The 19,132-nt window shown below is 62.4% G+C and carries 16 protein-coding genes; 5 read left to right on the top strand and 11 right to left on the bottom strand.

The features are described from left to right. Position 1: 1 nt before the first annotated feature. The 3 genes from NKL06_RS02810 to NKL06_RS02800 all read right to left on the bottom strand — a co-directional run bounded on the left by NKL06_RS02810 (position 2) and on the right by NKL06_RS02800 (position 3,538). On the bottom strand, positions 2–679 hold the full coding sequence (locus tag NKL06_RS02810; protein WP_023694383.1) for an isochorismatase family protein: 678 nt from the start codon (positions 677–679) through the stop codon (positions 2–4). Positions 680–1,013: 334 nt separating this feature from the next. Continuing rightward, complete coding sequence (locus NKL06_RS02805; RefSeq protein ID WP_023694382.1) at positions 1,014–2,318, bottom strand: M24 family metallopeptidase; 1,305 nt, start codon at positions 2,316–2,318, stop codon at positions 1,014–1,016. A gap of 323 nt (positions 2,319–2,641) precedes the next feature. Then, entirely contained in the window at positions 2,642–3,538 is an 897-nt protein-coding gene (locus tag NKL06_RS02800; RefSeq protein WP_245267181.1) for a GlxA family transcriptional regulator, read from the bottom strand. A gap of 183 nt (positions 3,539–3,721) precedes the next feature. Here NKL06_RS02800 and msrC point away from each other — a divergent pair, with 183 nt between their 5' ends. Continuing rightward, positions 3,722–4,219 (top strand): free L-methionine (R)-S-oxide reductase MsrC, encoded by a 498-nt coding sequence (gene msrC, locus NKL06_RS02795; protein WP_023689662.1) that lies wholly within the window; start codon positions 3,722–3,724, stop codon positions 4,217–4,219. Here msrC and NKL06_RS02790 read toward each other — a convergent pair. Next, positions 4,216–5,250 carry a YeiH family protein gene (locus NKL06_RS02790; protein ID WP_502903784.1) on the bottom strand — a complete coding sequence of 345 codons (1,035 nt, stop codon included), beginning with the start codon at positions 5,248–5,250 and terminating at the stop codon, positions 4,216–4,218. The two genes, msrC and NKL06_RS02790, sit on opposite strands and share 4 nt — an antisense overlap. A 394-nt stretch (positions 5,251–5,644) precedes the next feature. Between NKL06_RS02790 and NKL06_RS02785 the strand changes: the two genes are divergently transcribed. The 3 genes from NKL06_RS02785 (at position 5,645) to NKL06_RS02775 (ending at position 8,068) form a co-directional block, all read left to right on the top strand. Next, complete coding sequence (locus NKL06_RS02785; protein WP_023689666.1) at positions 5,645–6,115, top strand: GNAT family N-acetyltransferase; 471 nt, start codon at positions 5,645–5,647, stop codon at positions 6,113–6,115. A 13-nt stretch (positions 6,116–6,128) separates the two neighbouring features. Further along, positions 6,129–6,512: an ACT domain-containing protein gene (locus NKL06_RS02780; RefSeq protein ID WP_023700600.1), complete on the top strand. Its 384-nt coding sequence runs from the start codon at positions 6,129–6,131 to the stop codon at positions 6,510–6,512. A gap of 122 nt (positions 6,513–6,634) precedes the next feature. Next, complete coding sequence (locus tag NKL06_RS02775; RefSeq protein ID WP_023694378.1) at positions 6,635–8,068, top strand: aldehyde dehydrogenase family protein; 1,434 nt, start codon at positions 6,635–6,637, stop codon at positions 8,066–8,068. Between the two features lie 62 nt (positions 8,069–8,130). Here NKL06_RS02775 and NKL06_RS02770 read toward each other — a convergent pair whose 3' ends face one another. From NKL06_RS02770 to NKL06_RS02740, 7 genes are all read right to left on the bottom strand, one after another. Next, on the bottom strand, positions 8,131–9,441 hold the full coding sequence (locus NKL06_RS02770; RefSeq protein WP_023682885.1) for an HlyD family type I secretion periplasmic adaptor subunit: 1,311 nt from the start codon (positions 9,439–9,441) through the stop codon (positions 8,131–8,133). Beyond that, the gene (locus NKL06_RS02765; RefSeq protein WP_023694377.1) at positions 9,438–11,174 is read right to left on the bottom strand and encodes a type I secretion system permease/ATPase; all 1,737 of its coding nucleotides are present in this window, start codon (positions 11,172–11,174) and stop codon (positions 9,438–9,440) included. The genes NKL06_RS02770 and NKL06_RS02765 overlap by 4 nt, the downstream gene beginning before the upstream one ends. A 35-nt stretch (positions 11,175–11,209) precedes the next feature. Next, a complete protein-coding gene (locus NKL06_RS02760) occupies positions 11,210–11,632 on the bottom strand; it encodes a hypothetical protein (protein WP_023750467.1) in 423 nt (140 codons plus the stop codon). Positions 11,633–11,704: 72 nt separating this feature from the next. Then, the gene (locus NKL06_RS02755; RefSeq protein ID WP_023694375.1) at positions 11,705–15,046 is read right to left on the bottom strand and encodes a M10 family metallopeptidase C-terminal domain-containing protein; all 3,342 of its coding nucleotides are present in this window, start codon (positions 15,044–15,046) and stop codon (positions 11,705–11,707) included. 367 nt (positions 15,047–15,413) lie between these two features. Beyond that, on the bottom strand, positions 15,414–15,860 hold the full coding sequence (locus NKL06_RS02750) for a hypothetical protein (RefSeq protein ID WP_023694374.1): 447 nt from the start codon (positions 15,858–15,860) through the stop codon (positions 15,414–15,416). Between the two features lie 472 nt (positions 15,861–16,332). Next, positions 16,333–16,836 carry a hypothetical protein gene (locus tag NKL06_RS02745; RefSeq protein ID WP_031208806.1) on the bottom strand — a complete coding sequence of 168 codons (504 nt, stop codon included), beginning with the start codon at positions 16,834–16,836 and terminating at the stop codon, positions 16,333–16,335. Positions 16,837–17,229: 393 nt separating this feature from the next. After that, a complete protein-coding gene (locus NKL06_RS02740) occupies positions 17,230–17,856 on the bottom strand; it encodes a hypothetical protein (protein WP_023694372.1) in 627 nt (208 codons plus the stop codon). A 79-nt stretch (positions 17,857–17,935) separates the two neighbouring features. On the opposite strand from NKL06_RS02740, the gene NKL06_RS02735 reads away from it, so the two are divergent. Continuing rightward, positions 17,936–19,123: a helix-turn-helix domain-containing protein gene (locus NKL06_RS02735; RefSeq protein WP_023727784.1), complete on the top strand. Its 1,188-nt coding sequence runs from the start codon at positions 17,936–17,938 to the stop codon at positions 19,121–19,123. Positions 19,124–19,132 lie beyond the last annotated feature (9 nt).

Below are 19,132 nucleotides of genomic sequence, written 5' to 3'. Positions count from 1 at the left end.
CTCAGAGCTCGCCGTAGAGCCGTTCGGCGTTTTCAAACGTGAAGCGCAGCGGTACCGAGCCTTCGACCTGCCATGCATCGATGGTGTCGCCCGCCATCAGCCGGCACGCGTCTATCGTGTTGGTGACGGCGCCGCCATAGAGCCGGTTGGCAAGGTTGAGGATGGCGGTCTGGTGCATGGCGGCACTGCCGCTGCCGCAGGCATCCTTGACCAGAAGCACGCGAAAGCCGGATGCCACCGCGTCCTTCACGGTGGCGTCGATGCAGGCCTCGGTCCAGACGCCGGCGACGATCAGCCATTCGATGCCGCGCGCCTTGAGTTCGGTTGCGCCAGGTCCGGCGCCGAAGGCGCTGGCCTGCGTCTTGACCAGCATCGTCTCGCCGGCCGCGGGCGCCACCTCCGGGCAGATTTCCGTCAGAGGATCGCTCTTGTCGGAAAAGGCGGACTTGCCGTCGGCGTCGAGCGGATGGAACGGACGCGCCTTGGCGGTATCGACGATATAGGCCCAGTGATACAGCGGCACGAAGTTGCGCCGCGCCGCCGCCTGCAGGCGCTGGACGTTGGCAAGCACCTCGCCAAAACCCTCGACCAGATAGCGCTTGTCCTGCCGATGCTCTTCCTGGAGGTCGATGAACGCCGCGGCGACCGTGCCGCGTTTGATCGAGATCGGGCTTTTCATGCGGATAGGCCTTGGTTCGCGACCAACGCTATTCCGTTCAGCGAAGTGGCGCCAACAGTGGTGATTGGCCGGTGCCTCCCCACCTTCGTCATCCACGGGCGAAGCAGGAGCGAAGCTCCGTCGCGGAGACCCGAGGATCCATGCCGTGACGCTGGCCGGAGAATGCGGCGGAGCAGAACTTGCACCGTTGCGGCGCGGATGAGTCCCGGCATGGATCCCTTGGGCTGCGGAGCAGCTCCAGGGGTCTGCGCCGCGTCGCTGCGCTCCTTGCTTCGCCCTAGGATGACGACGGGATTGGCGTTCACGCTGGTTGCCAAGGGATGCGAAACGACCATCAAACCTGCTTCTCCAGAAACTCATCCTCGTAGGGAAAGCGCGACAGAAGCTCGGTGCCGGTGTCGGTTATCAGGATTTCGTCCTCCAGCTTGACGCCCTCGCGGCCGCCTTTCTCGCCGATATAGCTTTCCACGCTCACCACCATGCCGGGCACGACAACACCGTCGCGGCCATAGGTCTCATAGTCCATGGCATGCGCGATGAACGGCGTCTCGCCATGCATGCCGACGCCGTGCATCACCGAGGTATAGCGCTGGTCGACGAAACGGTCCGGGATTTTCCACGCCTTTTCGGCGATCTCGCGAAAAGCCATGCCCGGCCTGACGATCGAAATGTTGTGCTGAACCTGGTCGTGCGCCATGCGGTAGAGCGATTTCTGATAGCCGGTCGGTTTGCCCGGCCCGCAGCGGAAGGTGCGCGAAAAATCGGAATAATAGCCATAGCAGCCGATCGTATCGGTATCGAGCGCCAGAAGCTCGCCCGGCCGGATCTTGCGGCCGCTGGCCTCGTTGAACCACGGATTGGTGCGCTGTCCCGAGGTGAGGAGCCGCGTCTCGATGAACTCGCCGCCCTGGCGGATCACCTCGCCATACATGATGGCGAACAGCTCATTTTCGGAGACGCCGGGTTTTATCGCCTCGCGCACGGCGTAGACGGCGGCTTCCGCACCCGCCATCGACACCTGCAGACATTTGACTTCCTCGGGCGTCTTGACCGCCCGCACCGCCAGGATTTCGCCCTGGCAATCCCTGACGTCGCAGCCGCGCTTTTCCAGTGCCAGCGCCTGCAAATGGCTGCAGCGGTCGAGCCCGAGCTTCATCGAGCCGCCGCCGTGCTTCGTCAAAAGCTCGGCGATCTCGTCGGCGAAGGGGCCGGCGGTTTCGTCGTCGCGGCCCGACACCGAAGACCATACCAGCTTGGACGGCCGCGCCTCGTCGATCGTGTCGAGCACCATCGAGACATGGTAGCTCTGCGGGTACTCGAACAGCACGATCGGCCCGTCGGTGGGGATGAAGAAATACCGCGTCGAGTTGCGCAGGAAATAGCCGAACATGTTGCGCGAGCCGGTGGCGTAGCGCTGGTTGTAGGGGTCGAACAAAACGACGCCCCCATAGCCCGCCTCGCGCATCCAGCCGCGCAGTTTCGCCAGCCGCCCTTTGCGCAAGGCGTCGGCATCGATGAAGGACGGCTCGGTATCCGACAGCCACATGCCGCCGGCGGAGTCGGCCGCGACCGGGTGGCGCATGCGGTCCTTGAAATCCACATCCTCGGTGCTGTCCGGGTCGAAAACGACGATGCTCATGGTGCGCCTCCTGAAGGGCTAGACCATAGCCATGCGCCGAAAAATGTCTGTGCGAGAATCCGCAGATGTCGTGCGAAATGCCGCAAGAAGGGCATGGATACAAAGGGCAATGTTGCGATCCTTCGCGCCCCCCTCTGTCCTGCCGGACATCTCCCCCACAAGGAGGGAGATTAGCAGCTTTCGCGTCCCGCTCGCCCTGCAACGTTGGTGATTGGCGAAAGCCGAGGCGACATCTGATCTCCCCCCGTGTGGGGGAGATGTCCGGCAGGACAGAGGGGGGCGCTGTCCCGCCAGCATCTCACCGCGTTAGCGCGCAGCGCCCTCTAATGCCGCCGCATCGCCTTCGGCGCGTGCCCATGCTCCTCGCGAAACGCTCGGGCAAAACTTGACATCGAAGCAAAGCCGCAGGCCAGCGCCACGTCTCGCACCATCAGCGTCGAATGGGCCAACAGGTCGGCGGCGCGCCGCAGCCGGAGCCGCCGGTAATATCCATTGGGCGAAATGCTGAGCTGGGCGCGGAAATTGCGCTCCAACTTGTCGGAGGAGACGCCGAGCCTTGCCGCCAGTTCCGTCATCCCGAGCCGCTCTTCCACCGCATCCTCCATGATGGCGATGGCCGACAGCACCAGTTCGTTCTGGACGCCGGTGCGCAGCCTGAGCGGCATCAGCTTGCGGTCGACGCTCGAACGCAAGGGGCTGTGCACGAACCATTCGGCAACGCCCGCCGCGAGCTCGCCGCCATAATCGTTGGTGATGATCTCCAGCATCATGTCGAGGCTGCCGACGCCACCGGCCGAGGTGAAGCGCTTGCGGTCGATGACGTAGAGATCGCGCCGGAGCTCGATATCCGGGAAGGCCTCGGTGAATGCCGCCTGGCTGGTCCAGTGCAAGGTGCAGGCATGGCCGTCGAGCAGGCCGGCCCTGGCGAGGAAGAAGGCGGCGTCGGCCACCGCGCCGATATGGGCGCCGGCGCGCAGGCTCTTGCGCATCCAGGCAACCGCATCGTCGGCGACGACAAGGTCGGCATTGCCGCCCGAGCAGACGACGATCCGGTCGACCTTCGGTGCGCTGGAGCCTGCGAATCCCGGTTGTATGACAACCCCATTGGATGCCTCGACCGTGCCCTGGTCGGCGCCGACGATCACCCAGCGATAGCACTCGCGCTTGGCCAGCACGTTGGCGGCGCGCAATGGCTCGATCACCGAACTGAACGCCATCATCGGAAAGCCGGGAAAGACCAGCACGGCGAAGGTGAGGGGACCTTCGCTCGCTGCGGGTTGCGCCCGGTCGTGTGTTTGGCTGGCACGGTCGGTATTCACAATTGTGTATTTCCTGGGAGCGTCATTGGTGGCAGACAGGAAATGTAACGGGCTTTTTGCCCCGCCGGCAATGGAGACCACGCCATGTTTGCGGCCCAGACCATCGACAGCACCGACAAGCCAGCCTTCTACCGCGAACTGGCCACCCAGTTGAAGGCGCTGCTGGAAGGCGAGAGCGACTCCGTCGCCAACGCCGCCAACACATCGGCGCTGATCTTCCAGATGGTGCCCGATCTCAACTGGGCCGGCTTCTATTTCCTGGCGTCGGACGAGGAGCTGGTGCTTGGACCGTTCCAGGGCAAGCCGGCCTGCGTGCGCATCGCCGTCGGCAAGGGCGTGTGCGGCACCGCCATCGATCTCGAAATGTCGATGCTGGTCAAGGATGTGCATGAATTTGCCGGCCACATCGCTTGCGACGCCGACTCGCGCTCGGAACTCGTCGTGCTGCTGAGGGACAATGACGGCGTCTTCGGCCTGATCGACCTCGACAGCCCGACGCCCGGCCGCTTCGACAAGGACGACCAAGCCGGCATCGAGGCGCTTGCCGCGATCTATGTCGCGGCGAGTTCGTTCGAGGACTAAGCGAACTTCACCAGCATCAGGCTGAAGCCGCCGATGAACAGGAAGGCGCAGAAGGCGAGCGCCAGCGGGCGAAGGCCGCGCGAGCGCAGTTGCGAAATGTTGGCCTGCAGACCCATGGCGGCGAGCCCCATGGTCAGCATGATGGTGGTAGCGAACGCCATGGCCGACTTCACTTCGGCCGGCACGGCAACCAGGCTGTTCAGCGCCACGACGGCGATGAAAGCGGCGACGAACCACGGCATCGGCGGCCGCGCACCGGATTGGTCGCTTGGGCGATCGCCATTGCTCTTGCGGCGCGCCATCAGGCCGAGCGCGATGACCATCGGCGCCAGCAGGGCGACGCGGGTCAGCTTGGCGACGGTGGCGATCTCGCCGGACTGGGCGCCGTTCTGGAAGCCGGCGCCGATGACCTGTGCCACCTCGTGGATCGAGGCGCCGGCCCACAGGCCGAATGCGTGCTGGTCGAGGCCGAGCACCGGCGCCAGCAGCGGAAAGCCGAGCATGGCGACGGTGCCGAACAGCGTGATCGAGGCGACGGCGTAGGTGACATCCTCGTCACGCGCATCGGTGACGATGTTGGTGGCGACGATCGCCGAGGCGCCGCAGATCGAGGTGCCGGCGGCAATCAGCTGCGCCAGCTTGGCGTCGACGCCGAGCAGCCGGCCAAGCGTGATGGTGAAGACGAAGGTGGCGCCAAGGGTGGCTGCCACGATGCCGACGCCGCCGGCGCCGATGGAGACGACCTGGCCAAGCGTCAGCTGGAAGCCGAGCAGCACGACGGCAAAGCGCAGCAGGCGCTTCTGCGAGAAGGCAATGCCGGCCTTGGCGTGGGCGGGGGTGCCGAGCACGTTGGAATAGATCAGGCCGGCGACGACGGCGAGGATCATCGGGCTGAACAGCGCGAAGCCGGAGACATTATGAGCCGAGAAGGCCACCCCCGTGATCATCGCCACCAGCACGATACCGGGGATGACGCCATTCCACACGGAATCGAGTCGCTTCCGGCCCACGGCCAGATCGGCGGAAATCATGCTGATCGGAATATCGTTCGCTAGCTGGGCGGCGGAAGACAATGCAATTCTCCACGCAAGTACCTCAGGAGAATGTCATTCCAGAATCGATCTTTCCAACGAATTGTTCTTGTTGGAATGATCGATTTTTGCGAACGGTCGGCAATGCCTTCAATCTTGCCTGTGCCATGCAAACGTAATGACTGGCTCGGTTATGCAGCTTGACGCTCTGCGTCTTGCACTCCAGCGTGGCGTCATGTCCATTTTCTCGCTCGCCATCGCCCAGCGACGTCGCCTCTGCACAGTGCGGAGCGGCAAGGCGCGACGACAAAGACCGGCACACTAAATCGGTTCGTTCGTTCCAGCCCCGCCCGCGACGTCTGCCGGCGGGGTTTTCATGTCTGGAGCCTTTGCCATGTCCAATTCTTCCATCCTGTTTCGGCCGGCCCAACCGGCGGACGCTGCCGCCATCAAGGACATTGTGCGTGCCGCCTATGCCAAATGGGTGCCTCTGATCGGCCGCGAGCCGCTGCCGATGCGCGCCGACTATGACAAGGCGGTCGCCGAACATCCGTTCGATCTCGCCATCGAAAATGGCCGCATCGTCGGCATGATCGAGACCATCCTGGCCTACGATCATCTCTGGATCGAGAATGTCTGCGTCGCGCCAGAGGCGCAGGGCAGGGGCATCGGCCGGCTGTTGCTTGAACGGGCGGAGCAGAAGGGGCGTGAGGCCGGCCGCTTCGAACTGCGCCTGCTGACCAATGGCGCCTTCGAGGCCAATGTATTGTTGTACAAACGGCATGGCTATACGATCGACCGGGAGGAGCCGTTCATGGACGGCATGACGGTCTATATGAGCAAGAAACTGGGTGATGGCCGATAACAGGGAGGATCGGATGGCAGTCAGGGTCCGGTTGAAGCCGCTCTCGGGGCGGTATGCGGTCTCGCGCCTCGAAGCAAAAGACAGCATTCCCGGCTGGGCGGACGGGCCGGGCTTCGTCAGCATTACCAGGACCGACGACGAGCTTTCGGTCGTCTGCCTGCAGGATCGGGTGCCGGACGGGGTGAAGCATGACAGGGACTGGGTCGCCCTGAAACTCCAAGGTCCCTTTGCCTTCGACGAAACCGGCATCGTGCTGTCGGTGATAAAGCCATTGTCGGAAAACGAACTCGGCATTTTTCTGGTATCCACCTTCGATGGCGACCATCTGCTCGTCAAAGCCAAGGATGAAGCCGCGGCAAGGGGGCTTCTGGTCGCGGCGGGGCACACGCTTCTGTAGCCGTCGGCTCAATCGCCCGCCCTTGCGTTTGACATCGCTCTTGCCCCATCGTTATCCCTGAACCGATACGACGATCTGGCGATCGCCCCCCATCAATTCAGAAATCCCCCGAGGAGAAGCCCATGTCACACAATCTGCAGTTCTATATCGACGGCGTGTGGGTCGATCCTGTCGTGCCCAGCACACTCGACGTCATCGACCCGTCCAACGAAGATGCCTTCGCGCAGATTTCGCTCGGCTCCAAGGCCGATGTCGACAAGGCGGTCGCCGCCGCCAGGCGCGCCTTCGGCACGTTCGGCTTCACCTCGGCCGAAGAGCGGCTCGATATCCTCAAGCGCGTCATCGAGATCTACAAGAAGCGCAGCGCCGATCTGGCGCTGGCCGTATCGCGCGAGATGGGCGCGCCGCGTCAGATGGCACTCGACAGCCAGGTCGGCATTGGCCTGGCACATCTGCAGAAGATGGCCGAGGTGCTGAAGTCGTTCGAATTCCGCCACGTCAAGGGCTCGTCGCTCATCGTCAAGGAGCCGATCGGCGTCGTCGGCCTGATCACGCCGTGGAACTGGCCGCTGAACCAGATCACCTGCAAGGTCGGTCCTGCGCTCGCCGCCGGCTGCACCATGGTGCTGAAGCCCTCGGAAATCGCGCCGCTCGACGCCATCATCTTTGCCGAAATCATCGACGAGGCCGGCGTTCCCAAGGGCGTCTTCAACCTCGTCAATGGCGACGGCCCGGGCGTCGGCCAGGCGCTGTCCAGCCATCCCGATGTCGACATGATGTCGTTCACCGGTTCGACCCGCGCCGGCATCCTGGTCGCCAAGGCGGCCGCCGACACGGTCAAGCGCGTGCATCAGGAGCTTGGCGGCAAGTCGGCCAACATCCTGTTTCCCGATGTCGATCTCGAAAAGGCCGTCAGCAAGGGCGTCGCCGGCTGCTTCAGCAACTCGGGCCAGTCCTGCAATGCGCCGACTCGTATGTTCGTGCCGCGCGACCGCCACGACGAGGCGACCGGCTACGCCAAGACGACGGCCGAAAAATTGACCGTCGGCCCGGCCGATGCGGCCGGCACCAAGCTCGGCCCGGTGGTCAGCCAGATCCAGTTCGACAAGATCCAGGACCTGATCCAGGCCGGCATAGATGAAGGCGCCACGCTGGTCGCGGGTGGACCGGGGCGTCCGGCCGAGCTCAACCGCGGCTACTATGTCCGCCCCACCGTGTTCGCCGACGTCACATCAGATATGCGCATCGCGCGCGAGGAAATCTTCGGGCCGGTGCTGGCGATCATGCCTTACGACACCGTGGAAGAGGCGATCGGCACCGCCAACGACACTGTCTATGGGCTGGCGTCCTACATCCAGGCCAAGGATATCGAGAAGGCCCGCGAAGTCGCCGCCCGCATGCGCACCGGCAATGTCTACATCAACTATCCGCAATGGGACGCCGGCCTGCCATTCGGCGGCTACAAGCAATCCGGCAACGGCCGCGAATACGCCGAATACGGGCTGGAGGATTTCCTCGAGATCAAGGGCATCGCCGGCTATGAGGCGGCGGAGTAGGCCTAACCCTTGGGGACCGGCAACCAGCCGGTCTCGAGGCTTCAGCTCTTAAAGGTGCGGCTTCATTCTTCGCGGAAGGCTTTCTGGATCTGATCCGACAGCGGCTTCACCAGATAGGAAAGCATCGTCCGGTCGCCCGTCGGGAAGAACACCTCGGCCGGCATGCCCGGCGCCAGCGCCAGCCCCCGCAGCTTGGCGACCTCGGTTTTCGGAAGCGCCACCCGCGCCACATAGAAGGCTGCTCCGGTACGCTCTTCGATGGTGAGATCCGCCGAGATCCGCGACAGCGTCCCGGTCAGCTCCGGCGTGGTTTGCCGATTGAACGCCGACAGGCGCAAAATCGCATTCTGGCCCATCGTCACCTGGTCGATATCCTGCGGTGCGATATGCGCTTCAACGGTCAGGTCGTCCGTCACCGGTACGATCTGCATCACCTGTTCGCCGGGGGTGATGACCCCGCCGATCGTATGCACCGCCAACTGCAGCACCACGCCATCCTGCGGGCTGCGCAGATCGATGCGCTTCAACTGGTCCTCGGCCGCTACCTTGCGTTCGACGAACTCGGAGATCTTTCCCTGGGTATCGCGTAAATCGGTCGCGACCTCGCTGCGAAGATCCTGGTCGATCTGGATGATCTGCAGTTCGATCTCGGACGCCTTGCCTTTCACCTGGGCAATTCCCGCGGTCAACTGGCCATGCTCGCCTTCGAGCCGCACCGCGTCCCGTTCCAGCGACGTCATGCGGTCGATTCCTATCAGCTTGCGATGCCAGAGCGACCGCACACCTTCCAGCTCGATCCCTATCAGCTCGATCTCGCGGCGTTTCGCCTGCAGCTGCTCGGTCAGGCCGGCACTCTCCTGCTTCAACTGCGCGATCCGTTCGCGCAATTGCGATCGCTGGCCAGACCGCGCCTGGTGCCGGAAATCGAACAGCGATTGTTCTCCGGCCATCGATGCGGCGACACCGGCTTCGTCGCGCCGCGATGTCAAAACGTCCGGAAAGCTGATCGTGTCCTTGCCGTCACGCTCCGCCTCCAGGCGCGCCAACCGTGCATAAAACTCATCCAGACCTTTTGAGACGATCGCCAGATTGGCGCGCGTTGTCGTCTCGTCCAGCCGCACCAGAATATCGCCCGCCTTGACCCGGTCGCCTTCACGCACTCTGATCTCGCCGACCACGCCGCCCGTCGGATGCTGAACCTTCTTTACATTGGAATCGACCACCAGCCGGCCAGCTGCGATCACCGCACCCGACATCTTGGTCACCGCCGCCAGGCCGCCAACACCTCCGACAAGCAGCAGACAGGTAGCAACGCCAGCCACGAGATAGCGGCGGACCTGCCGGTGATGCAAAGCGCTTCTGTCCTCGCTCATGCCGGAACGCCTCGCTCCGTGGCGGCAACGACCTTGAGCGGCGCTGCCGATCGGAAGACCTTGTTCAGCACCTCCTCCTTCGGACCGAAGGCCTGCACATGGCCATTGGCCATCACCAGCACCGTATCGACATTGGCCAGCACACTGGACCGGTGCGCGACGACGATAACGATGCCGCCGCGGTCCCTGATGCCCTGGATCGCTGCGGACAAGGCCACTTCACCCTCCGAGTCGAGATTGGAATTCGGCTCGTCCAGGATGACCATGAACGGATCGCCATAAAGAGAGCGCGCCAGCGCGACACGCTGGCGTTGCCCCGCCGACAGCGAGGCGCCGGCTTCGCCAACCTTTGTGTCGTAACCGTCGGCCAGATGCACGACGAGATCATGCACGCCGGCGGCCTTGGCTGCCGCAAGCACCATGTCGGATGACGCATCCGGGTCGAAGCGGGCGATGTTCTGCGCAATCGTGCCGTCGAACAACTGCACATCCTGCGGCAGATAGCCGATATGTTTGCCCAACTCGTCGGCCGGCCACTGGTCAAGCGTCGCGCCGTCCAGCCGCACGGCGCCGCGCGCCGGCAGCCAGACACCTGCAAGCGTACGCACCAGCGATGATTTGCCGGAAGCACTCGGGCCGATGACCCCCAGGCCCGCTCCCCTGGCCAGTGAAAAACTTGCATCCCACACCACCGGCGTGCGTTCGCCCGGCGGCGCGACACTGACATTCTCGACCGCCAGCGCGCTGACAGGCGCGGGCAGGGTCACGCCGGTTGCGCCTTCCGGCAGCGCGGACAGAAGCTGCTTCAGGCGTGCCCAGCTTTGCCGCGCCGAAATGAAACCCTTCCAATGCGCTATCGCCAGTTCGATCGGAGCCAGCGCCCTGCCCATCATGATCGAGCTTGCGATCATGATGCCGCCGGTCGCCTCTTGCTTGATGACCAGATAAGCGCCGATCGCCAGCATTGCCGATTGCAGCATCAACCGCAGGATCTTGGAAATCGTGCCAAGCGTTCCCGCGACATCGCTGGCTGCCGCATGGGCGTTCAGGTACTCGGCATTGACGGCAGACCACCGCTCGGCGATACGCCCGCCAAAACCCATGGCCTGCATGGCTTCGGCATTGCGCCTTGTCGCCTCGGCCAACGTGCTGCGGACGGCCGCGTGCTGTCCGGCGATCCTTGTCGGGCCGCGGGTCCGGAACTCGGCCAGAAGCGTCAGTGCAAACAGGACAACGGCGCCGGCAAGCGCGGTAACGCCGATCCAGAAATGAAAAATGAAACAGATGCCGATATAGAGCGGCATCCATGGCAGGTCGAACAAAGCGGTCGGTCCGGCACTGCCGATAAAGGAGCGGACCTGATCGAGATCCCGTAGGGGTTGCAGCCCGTCGCCGGAAGGCTTGGCGCGCAGCGGCAGGCGCATCAGCGCCGAATAGACCGACGGGCTCAGCTTTGCGTCCAACCCCTGTCCCAGCCGCACCATGAGGCGAGAGCGGATCAGCTCCAGCACTCCCTGAAACACGAACAATGTTCCCGCAAGCACCGCCAGGCCGACCAGCGTCGGCACGCTGCGACCCGGAACGACGCGGTCATAGACTTGCAACATGAAGAACGAGCCGGTCAGGGTCAGCACGTTGACGACCCCGCTCATCAGGACGATGCCCGAAAACGCACGTCGAAAGGACGCCAGGATTCCGACCAGCGTAAGCGGCGTCGATGGCGTCAGCTGCATGCAGGCTCGCAATCAGGATATGGCATCTCGTCCCTTCAATAGATAACTGCCTTGAGTGTGACATGGACGGGCAAGCCGGCCTGGAACTGCGCGCTGCCCCGCGCCACCAGCCAGCCGTCCGCACGCTCCAGGCGCGCAACGACCTGCAGCGTTGGTGAAGCGGTCGAGCTTGCGGGCAGGGGCAAGGAAAATTCTATCGTCTTTGAGCCGCCCTCGCTCTTGAGGCTGGTTTTGGCGGCGCGGCGTCGCCCACTGTCCTGAATGGCGGAATCCTCAAGATAGATCTCGAGATGACCTTCCGGGATAGCCTTGCCGCCCACAAAGGTGACGGCGCCGCGAATATCTGTTGCGCGAATATCTGGCGCGCGAATATCTGGCGATTGCGCTGCCGCTGCCCCGGTGGCCGCGGCGACTGCCGCAACTCCGGCGGCCATTAACACCGTGCGGCGGTCAGTCATCGCGTCCTCTCCCTTTTCACTGCGCTGGGGTATGCGGGAGGGCAGCCTGACGGCACCCCTCCCGGCAACGCGTTAGATGACAATGAAGTCTGCAGCCGAAAGATCCAGATTTGTGTTCAGGTGTGCAAACTGAACGGCCGCTCCCTGTCCGGAACCATCGGCGTCGTAAGACAATATTCCACTGTCGGTGTCGTAGATGATGCGGTCGTCGGCATCATGAGCAGCGCCGGCTGCGCTCTTGTAGAATGAGCCCAGGGCGAGGGCGCCGTCGCCGCCAACGCTGGCAAAGATGAGGTTGTCCAGCAGGATCGTATCGTCGGCGACCTTGAAGTCCTTGATCCAGTCGATATTGCCGTTCCCGAGTTCTGTCGAAAAGCGGAAATAGTCGTCGCCGGCGCCGCCGGTCAGCGTATCGGCAGCCAGCCCGCCATCCAAAAGGTCGCTGCCGCCGCCGCCATTGAGCGTATCGGCGCCCGCAACGCCCGGCTGAGCTGGTACCGGCGGGAATTCGACCGATACGTTCAGCTTGTAAGTCGAGCCCTCCGGCACGGATTCGACCCAGCCATCGCCAGGAGCGGAGTCCGACCATTCGCCCTCCACAATATAGTAGGTTCCGGTTTCCTGAACGATGAAGCTGGTGCTCGAATCGCGGCCGTTGTTGGAGCCGGGGTCGTTGCCGCCATCGTCGTTCTGGGCGACGATATTGCCATCGCTGTCCAGAACCCTGACGATGCTGTCATGGACATTGGGGTCGGCAATGCCATCGATGTCGATGGTGATGATCGTGCCGGCCGCCAGGTTGATGCTGTAATATCCGCCCAAGCCGTTTCCGGTGGCATTGACGGTGGTGTGAAGGGTGGTCGTCGAATCGAAGATGTCGGGGTCAGCCGTCAGCGAGAAGTTGTTCGAGATGTCGAAGGCGGTCGAGACCGAATTGTTGGTCGCGTCCGGTCCGAGCGTGGCGTAGCCGGTGCCCATGCCCGGGCGTGGCGGAGCATCGCCCTGATAGGCGAAATCGCCGAGCAGGGTGTCATCGCCGCCGCCGCCGTCGATCTTGTCGGCGCCGCCCTGGCCGGTCAGCACATTGGCCGCGCCATCGCCGGTCAGGTGATCGTTGAAGCCCGAGCCAGCCAGATTTTCGATCGAGATATAGGTGTCGCCGCCGGATTTGCCGCCACCCAGTTTGAGGTTTTGCCCGCTGGCCGCGTCGGCGTAGTCCGCCGTGTCGCTGCCGGCGCCGCCATTCAATATATCGGCGCCGCCACCGCCGGTCAGCGTGTCGTTGCCGGCGCCGCCGGAAAGTTTGTTGGCCTGGGCGTTGCCGATGAGATGGTCGTCGAAGAACGACCCGACGGCGTTTTCGAAGCCGACCAGGATGTCGTGCCGGATAACGGTGCCGCGCCCGACGATCTGCACCGGGCCATCGCCGTCGCCGCCATTGGCCGTGCCATTGGCGAGGTCGATCGTCACGCCGGCGGAGCTGCCTTCGTAGACGACCGTATCGATGCCGGCGCCGCCATCCAGATAGTCCTGGCCGGCGCCGCCGATGATCGTGTCGTTGCCGGCTTCACCGTACAGGATGTCGCCGTCATTGCCGCCATCCAGTATGTCGTTGCCGCCGCCGCCGTTGAAATAGTCGCCGCCGCCCCGGCCCCAGAAATGATTTGCCGCCGACGTACCGATGAAACGGTCGATGCGGTCATCGGAGCCGATCAGGTTCTCGATGCTGTAGAAGGTGTCGCCCGTGGCGGTTCCGCCGCTGGCCACGTTCGTCTCGAGGTTGACGAGCAGTTGGAAGGGGCTCTCCTTGCTGAAGTCGACCGTGTCGACACCGGCGCCGCCCCTGAATATATCGACGCCATCCTGGCCGCTCAGCGTATCGTCGCCGTCGCCGCCGTCGAGGATGTCGTTGCCCTGGCCGCCGAGGATCGTATCGTTGCCGCGGCCGCCATAGAGCGTGTCATTGCCGTCGTCGCTCTCGGTCTGGTCTGGAAGGTCGGCGACATCGATGGTGTTGTTGATGTCGCGGCTGGCGAGCGAGTCGCGGCCGCCGATGATGAGATCATCGCCGCCTTGGCCGAAGATCGTGTCGTCGTCGGCGCCGCCGTCGAGCGTATTGTTGCCATTGTCGCCGAAGATGACGCTGGTCATCGTGTTGTCGCCGATGATTGGCGGGGTTTCGGTGCCGCCGTCTCCAGGCTGGAGTGTCGACTCGTCGGCATAGATGATGTGTTCGACGTTGGCGATTTTCCGGATATTCAAGTTCCGGTTCAGCAGAATGACCGTGTCATTCCCGCCATTCGCTTCCTCGCGCACGATGTCGTCGAGGGAATCGACGAAGTAGGTGTCGTCGCCGCCATTGCCGGCCATGCGGTCGCCGCCGCCGCGGCCATCCAGCACGTTGGCTCCGTCATTGCCAATCAGGACGTCGTCATAGCTGCTGCCGATGCCGTTCTCGATGTAATAGTCGGTGCCGTCGGCGTTGTGCCCGGCGAAGATCGACACATTGTTGCTGTGGCCGTTGACGCTGGAGAACTGTCCGGCGCGCAAATCGAGGATCGTGCCGGCCGTCGAGCCGGAGAAGTCGATCGTGTCGGTTCCGCCGGTGTCATGGATGACGAAACCGATATCGTGCTGCATGCCCGACGAGGTCAGCCGGTAGCCATCCACGGCACTGCCGAAGCCGTAGACGTTGTCGCCCGTGTTGAGATCGATATGCTGATAGGTGCGCACGCCGTTCTCGTCGACGGTGGAGAAAAAGCGGCGGATGACTGCCTCGATGTCGGCCATCATCGGCGTTGACGCCGACCAGCGGCTGGTTTCACCGACATCGATCCCGTCGAAATAGGACATGACGCTGTATTGCTGACGGTCGTAGGTCCAGGTCGCATTGTTCAGATAATTGATCTGTACGCCGCCGGGGCCGCTGTAATTGTAGAGCCCGGGGTGGTTCAGGCCGAACTCATGACCGAATTCATGGATGAAGGAATCGAAGACATAGCCGCCAATATCCGTCTTGTTGACCTCGGTGTCGTGGAAACGCTGGCCGATGCTGACATAGCGGTCGTTGGAATAGGCGCTGCCGTCGTCCTCTTCGCCCAGTTCGGGGCTGACAACCTGCATCCAGTCCGTTGCGCTGTTGTATGGTGCATTGTCGACGATTTCGAACTTCAACGGGGTGACACTGGCCCACATCTGCAAGGCGCCGATCGCGGCGGCCTTGTATTCGGGATGGTCATTGAGCTCGGAGACATTGATCCTCAGCGTTCCCGCCGCGATCGCCGGCGTTATCGACCGGTCCAGCGCTCCAAGGTAGGTGAGGAAGGCCCCGTAATCTTCGCTTTTGCCGTACGGGTTGTCCGGCGTCTGGTCGTTGACCCACCATTGATCGCTGGTTTGGCTTGGGTTCGGCATCCTTGGGACTCCTTGGTCTCGCAGCCGTGGCAATTGCGGCTGTACGGTTTAGCAGTTGCCAACCACCGACAAGCATCGTTTGCGCTTGCCGGTCGAGCCCCGTCCCAGTGCCAACAATGCTATTGGAATCTTCGCTTGTCTAGCCTCTGTTCGCGCTCAGTACATATGAAGGTTCTTGGGCGCGCTTGTACCGGCGGGTTTTGAGATACTCGTTTGGTGCTGATCGCTATCGCGCTAGGCTATGTCCGTACTTCCCCGCAGGTGCACCGGGCAGTATCTGCATCAACCATCCCGACTGGGCGCCGGGCTGCCGTTCGGCGGCGAGAAGCGATCAGGCAGCGGGTGGCTCGCCATCGTCTCCAGTTCCTCAAATGCCGCTGCGGACGCGTTCCGAGTTGGTCAAAGCTTCACCTAGACGGCCCACCGTTTGTTTCATCGCCTTTTCGGCGGAGTCGGTGAGCGATTTAGCGCCACCCTCGCAAACGACGCCGGCATCACCTTGAGCATTGCCTTGACCCTCGACCGTCGAACCGAGTAGCCGACCCTTACGGCCATCGACAGTTATTGAGGCAACCAGGTCGACGTCAGTCTCAATGCCGGCGGACCAGAAGCCTGGTACGACCCGAAGCCGAGCGTTCAATTCCTCTCCTTTCACTACAATCATTCCACGGCTTTTGCGTTCGGCTAGCCCAGCGGCATCGACTGGCTGATCAACCACTTCGAGTTCAGTGACCAGTGACTCGAGCGTCTTCCGAACTGATCCAGAAAATCCGGCTCGCATGTCGATCGGATAACTGTGAGCGGCGCAGTTCATATCGGTTTGATCGACCTATTGAGGCCTGTAGAATCAATGAAAAGCAAATATTTGCCAGGTAGTTTCTCGCATAACTTGAATACAGATTGTACGCAGCGATTGGCATTGGTTCGGCTTTGTATTGGTAGCCACCAAGCGCAAGTGCGACCGTAAAGACGGCCAGCATTCTATATTCCATCCCCAGCCCCTCCCAAGGCATAAGGGGAACATCGCCCAAGACTGTTGCGGACGCAAGCGCTCGATCAGCGTGGCACAGTTTGATGGAATGAAAAGTCGTAGAGATAGCCCCGTTTTGACTGACAGAGGACCGTAGATTGACATTGAGACTCAACGGAGTCGTGCGCCGAACGCCAACATCGGCACGTGCCTGAGGAAGCATCCTTTTCACCGCAGCCCAACCTGCAAGGCCAAGGTGCTGGGACACTAGATGCCCAGCTGATACCAGAAGCTGACAGCGAACGGCCCGCGTGCTTCAGGATCCCGTCCGGCGCGCGAAGTGTTCATATGTCACCCGCCAGGGGTCGCTCTCCGCTCGTCTCTCCTCGCCGATCCAGTGAAAGCTGGCGGCGGTGATCTCGGTGAACCGCCACCGCGCCTGCAGGCCGCGCGAGTCGGCGCCCATCTGGACGATGTCCTTGCCTTCGGCCCGCCCGATCTGGCGCGAATAGTCCTGGTTGAGCGGATCGCTCCAGATAATGTGCCAGCCACCGATCCCGGGATCGAAGACGCGCAAGGTCGTGCCATACATGGTGGACGGGGCAGGGCGCCTGGGCCTGATCCAGATGTCCTGAATGGCGCGGCCTTCGAGCACCCAACCAAAGTGACACTCGCCATCCCATTTCTGAATTGTGCCGTCGGTGCGGCGGTGAACCGTCTCCATGTCCCAGCTGCCGATCAACCATCCATAGAGGTCCATGTCTTTCGCCCGGTCGGCTGGCGGACCCTCGGATGCAAGAGCGGTGAGAAACGTCGTCATGATTATGTCAAGGGCAAGCCGCGCGGAAACGCTGGGCGTTCCAACCATCGCAGCGTTGCGGGTTCGGGGTCTTGGGAAAAGTTGCGGTAATGCTGCTGTGAAGGCACTTCCGCGTTCGCGCCATATCGAATCTATGCGCGAATGCTAATGTAGCATCGGCGGGTACCCCAATGCCCGCCTGGCCGGCGCCTTACTCAGGCAATCTCTTGATGAGCGGCGCCGGCCGCTGGCTTTGGCGGCGGCCACTCCTGCCGGAGGATATCAGGCTTGGCACGCGGTTATTGCAGGGCAGTTTTGGCAGGCTTCCGATCTCGGTCTGTATCCCCAGAACGTCCGCTGCCCAATCGCAGTTCCGGAGAAGCATCGCTCGACTTCATGATTATTGGAACCCAATCAATTCTCGGGCGGCGCTTCATCCTCCCAGCCGGCCAGCTCCGGCAGGTCGTCAAGCCAGCTTTTCTCTGTGATCGAGGTTTCGCCGGCCTGCGGCACTTCCTCAGTCGCGTTTTGAATGAGCCAGTCCATCCACTTGCGATAGGCAGGCGGGGCCAATTCCGGCGGCAGCACCTTAGCCTTGGCCAGCATGCGTTTGCGGAAACTGAGTTGCCGGCGCAGTTTCGTCGTCGTGAATTTTATCGCCTTGCCCTGATATTCCACCGTCCAGCGCCCATCGCCGTGGCTGGTCAGCCTGTCGATGGCAAAACCGGCATCGACCGGCCTGTCGCGCCAGGGAAGCTCGATGGCATTCCGCCTGAGATCGAGTGCCCATCGCCGGTAATCGGCCCCGGCACGCTGCGGCGGCAGAACGCCAGCCTGTTCGAGGATTTTCCTGCGAAAGGTAGGCTGCTTCTTGATCTGGCCGGTTGTCAGCTCGATGCGATCCCCACGGAACTCGACATGCCAGCGGATTCTCCCGTTGCCGACATATTTTGCCAGCCTGTCGATGGCGAACTCATCGTCGGACAACTCCACGCATCCCTGGCGGATGCGTTCGAGGATGTACTGGCTGTCAGTGGGCATGATGCCCTTCCCGAGAGATGGGTGACAGTTCATTCCGGAGACATGGGTTACACTTTCGGCCCTTTGCAAGGAGAGCAAGGTGCCTTGGAAGGAGTGTAACGTCATGGAAGAGCGGCTGAAGTTCATTGCCCGGCTGCTGGACGGCGAGAAGATGGCGGTGCTTTGCCGTGAGTTCGATATCTCGCGCAAGACCGGCTACAAGATCCTCACACGCTACAATGACAGTGGCCTTGAGGGGCTGACGGATCGATCACGCCGACCCTACCGCCACGCCAATCAGCTTCCGTTTCAAATCGAGAAGCTGATTGTGCGCCTCAAGCAAGACAAGCCGACCTGGGGTGCGCCAAAGATACGCGAACGGTTGGCCCGGCTGTATCCTGACGTTCACCGGCCTGCGATCTCGACGGTGCATGCGGTTCTCGACCGCCATGGCCTGGTCGAGCGCCGCAAGCGAAGGCGCAACAGGGCGATGGGAACACCACTTTCAAACGGCTATCGGCCCAACGATCTGTGGTGTGCCGACTACAAAGGCGAGTTCATGCTCGCCGATCGGCGCTATTGCTATCCGCTGACGATCACCGACTTCGCCAGCCGCTATCTCATCGCCTGCGAGGCGTTGTCGACTACCAAGGAAGCCTATGCCTTCACGGTGTTCGAGAGCGTTTTCAAAGAGTTCGGCCTGCCCAGCGCCATCAGGACCGACAACGGCGTTCCCTTTGCCAGCCCAAACGCGCTGTTCAATCTCAGCAAACTGTCGGTCTGGTGGCTGCGCCTGGGCATCGACATCGAGCGCATCCAGCCGGGCTGTCCGCAGCAGAACGGGCGCCATGAGCGCATGCACCTGACTCTCAAGAAGGAAACCACCAAACCGGCTGGCGCCAATTTCCTGCAGCAGCAGGCCAGGTTCGATGACTTCATCAATGAGTTCAACTCAGAACGCCCACATCAGGCGCTCGACATGGCCTGTCCAGCCGAGCGCTACACGCCGTCACCGCGCATCTATGCCGGCCTGCCGGATCTCGATTATCCGTTTCACGACAAGGCCGTCACCGTCACCACCTGCGGCCGCATCTGCTACAATCGCAAGAAGATCAACCTCAGCCTCGTCTTTGCCGGCCAGACCGTCGGCATCAAACAGGTCGAGGACCATATCTGGCTGGCTTCCTTCATGGATTATGATTTGGGCTACTTCGATGATGAGACATGCAGGCTCGAACCACTCCAAAACCCCTTCGGGCCAAAAGTGTTACCCATGTCTCCGATATAAACCGTAACC

The sequence above is a fragment of the Mesorhizobium sp. C268A genome (genome assembly GCF_040324475.1).
GTDB lineage: Bacteria > Pseudomonadota > Alphaproteobacteria > Rhizobiales > Rhizobiaceae > Mesorhizobium.
Note: the sequence above shows the minus strand (reverse complement) of the source record. Positions and strands in the feature narration are given on the sequence as shown.

What these genes read in the sequence shown, in the direction of transcription:
- NKL06_RS02810 (WP_023694383.1), bottom strand. Translation starts at nt 679, where the DNA reads ATGAAAAGCCCGATCTCGATCAAACGCGGCACGGTCGCCGCGGCGTTC.
- NKL06_RS02805 (WP_023694382.1), bottom strand. Translation starts at nt 2,318, where the DNA reads ATGAGCATCGTCGTTTTCGACCCGGACAGCACCGAGGATGTGGATTTC.
- NKL06_RS02800 (WP_245267181.1), bottom strand. Translation starts at nt 3,538, where the DNA reads ATGATGGCGTTCAGTTCGGTGATCGAGCCATTGCGCGCCGCCAACGTG.
- msrC (WP_023689662.1), top strand. Translation starts at nt 3,722, where the DNA reads ATGTTTGCGGCCCAGACCATCGACAGCACCGACAAGCCAGCCTTCTAC.
- NKL06_RS02790 (WP_502903784.1), bottom strand. Translation starts at nt 5,250, where the DNA reads ATGATTTCCGCCGATCTGGCCGTGGGCCGGAAGCGACTCGATTCCGTG.
- NKL06_RS02785 (WP_023689666.1), top strand. Translation starts at nt 5,645, where the DNA reads ATGTCCAATTCTTCCATCCTGTTTCGGCCGGCCCAACCGGCGGACGCT.
- NKL06_RS02780 (WP_023700600.1), top strand. Translation starts at nt 6,129, where the DNA reads ATGGCAGTCAGGGTCCGGTTGAAGCCGCTCTCGGGGCGGTATGCGGTC.
- NKL06_RS02775 (WP_023694378.1), top strand. Translation starts at nt 6,635, where the DNA reads ATGTCACACAATCTGCAGTTCTATATCGACGGCGTGTGGGTCGATCCT.
- NKL06_RS02770 (WP_023682885.1), bottom strand. Translation starts at nt 9,441, where the DNA reads ATGAGCGAGGACAGAAGCGCTTTGCATCACCGGCAGGTCCGCCGCTAT.
- NKL06_RS02765 (WP_023694377.1), bottom strand. Translation starts at nt 11,174, where the DNA reads ATGCAGCTGACGCCATCGACGCCGCTTACGCTGGTCGGAATCCTGGCG.
- NKL06_RS02760 (WP_023750467.1), bottom strand. Translation starts at nt 11,632, where the DNA reads ATGACTGACCGCCGCACGGTGTTAATGGCCGCCGGAGTTGCGGCAGTC.
- NKL06_RS02755 (WP_023694375.1), bottom strand. Translation starts at nt 15,046, where the DNA reads ATGCCGAACCCAAGCCAAACCAGCGATCAATGGTGGGTCAACGACCAG.
- NKL06_RS02750 (WP_023694374.1), bottom strand. Translation starts at nt 15,860, where the DNA reads ATGAACTGCGCCGCTCACAGTTATCCGATCGACATGCGAGCCGGATTT.
- NKL06_RS02745 (WP_031208806.1), bottom strand. Translation starts at nt 16,836, where the DNA reads ATGACGACGTTTCTCACCGCTCTTGCATCCGAGGGTCCGCCAGCCGAC.
- NKL06_RS02740 (WP_023694372.1), bottom strand. Translation starts at nt 17,856, where the DNA reads ATGCCCACTGACAGCCAGTACATCCTCGAACGCATCCGCCAGGGATGC.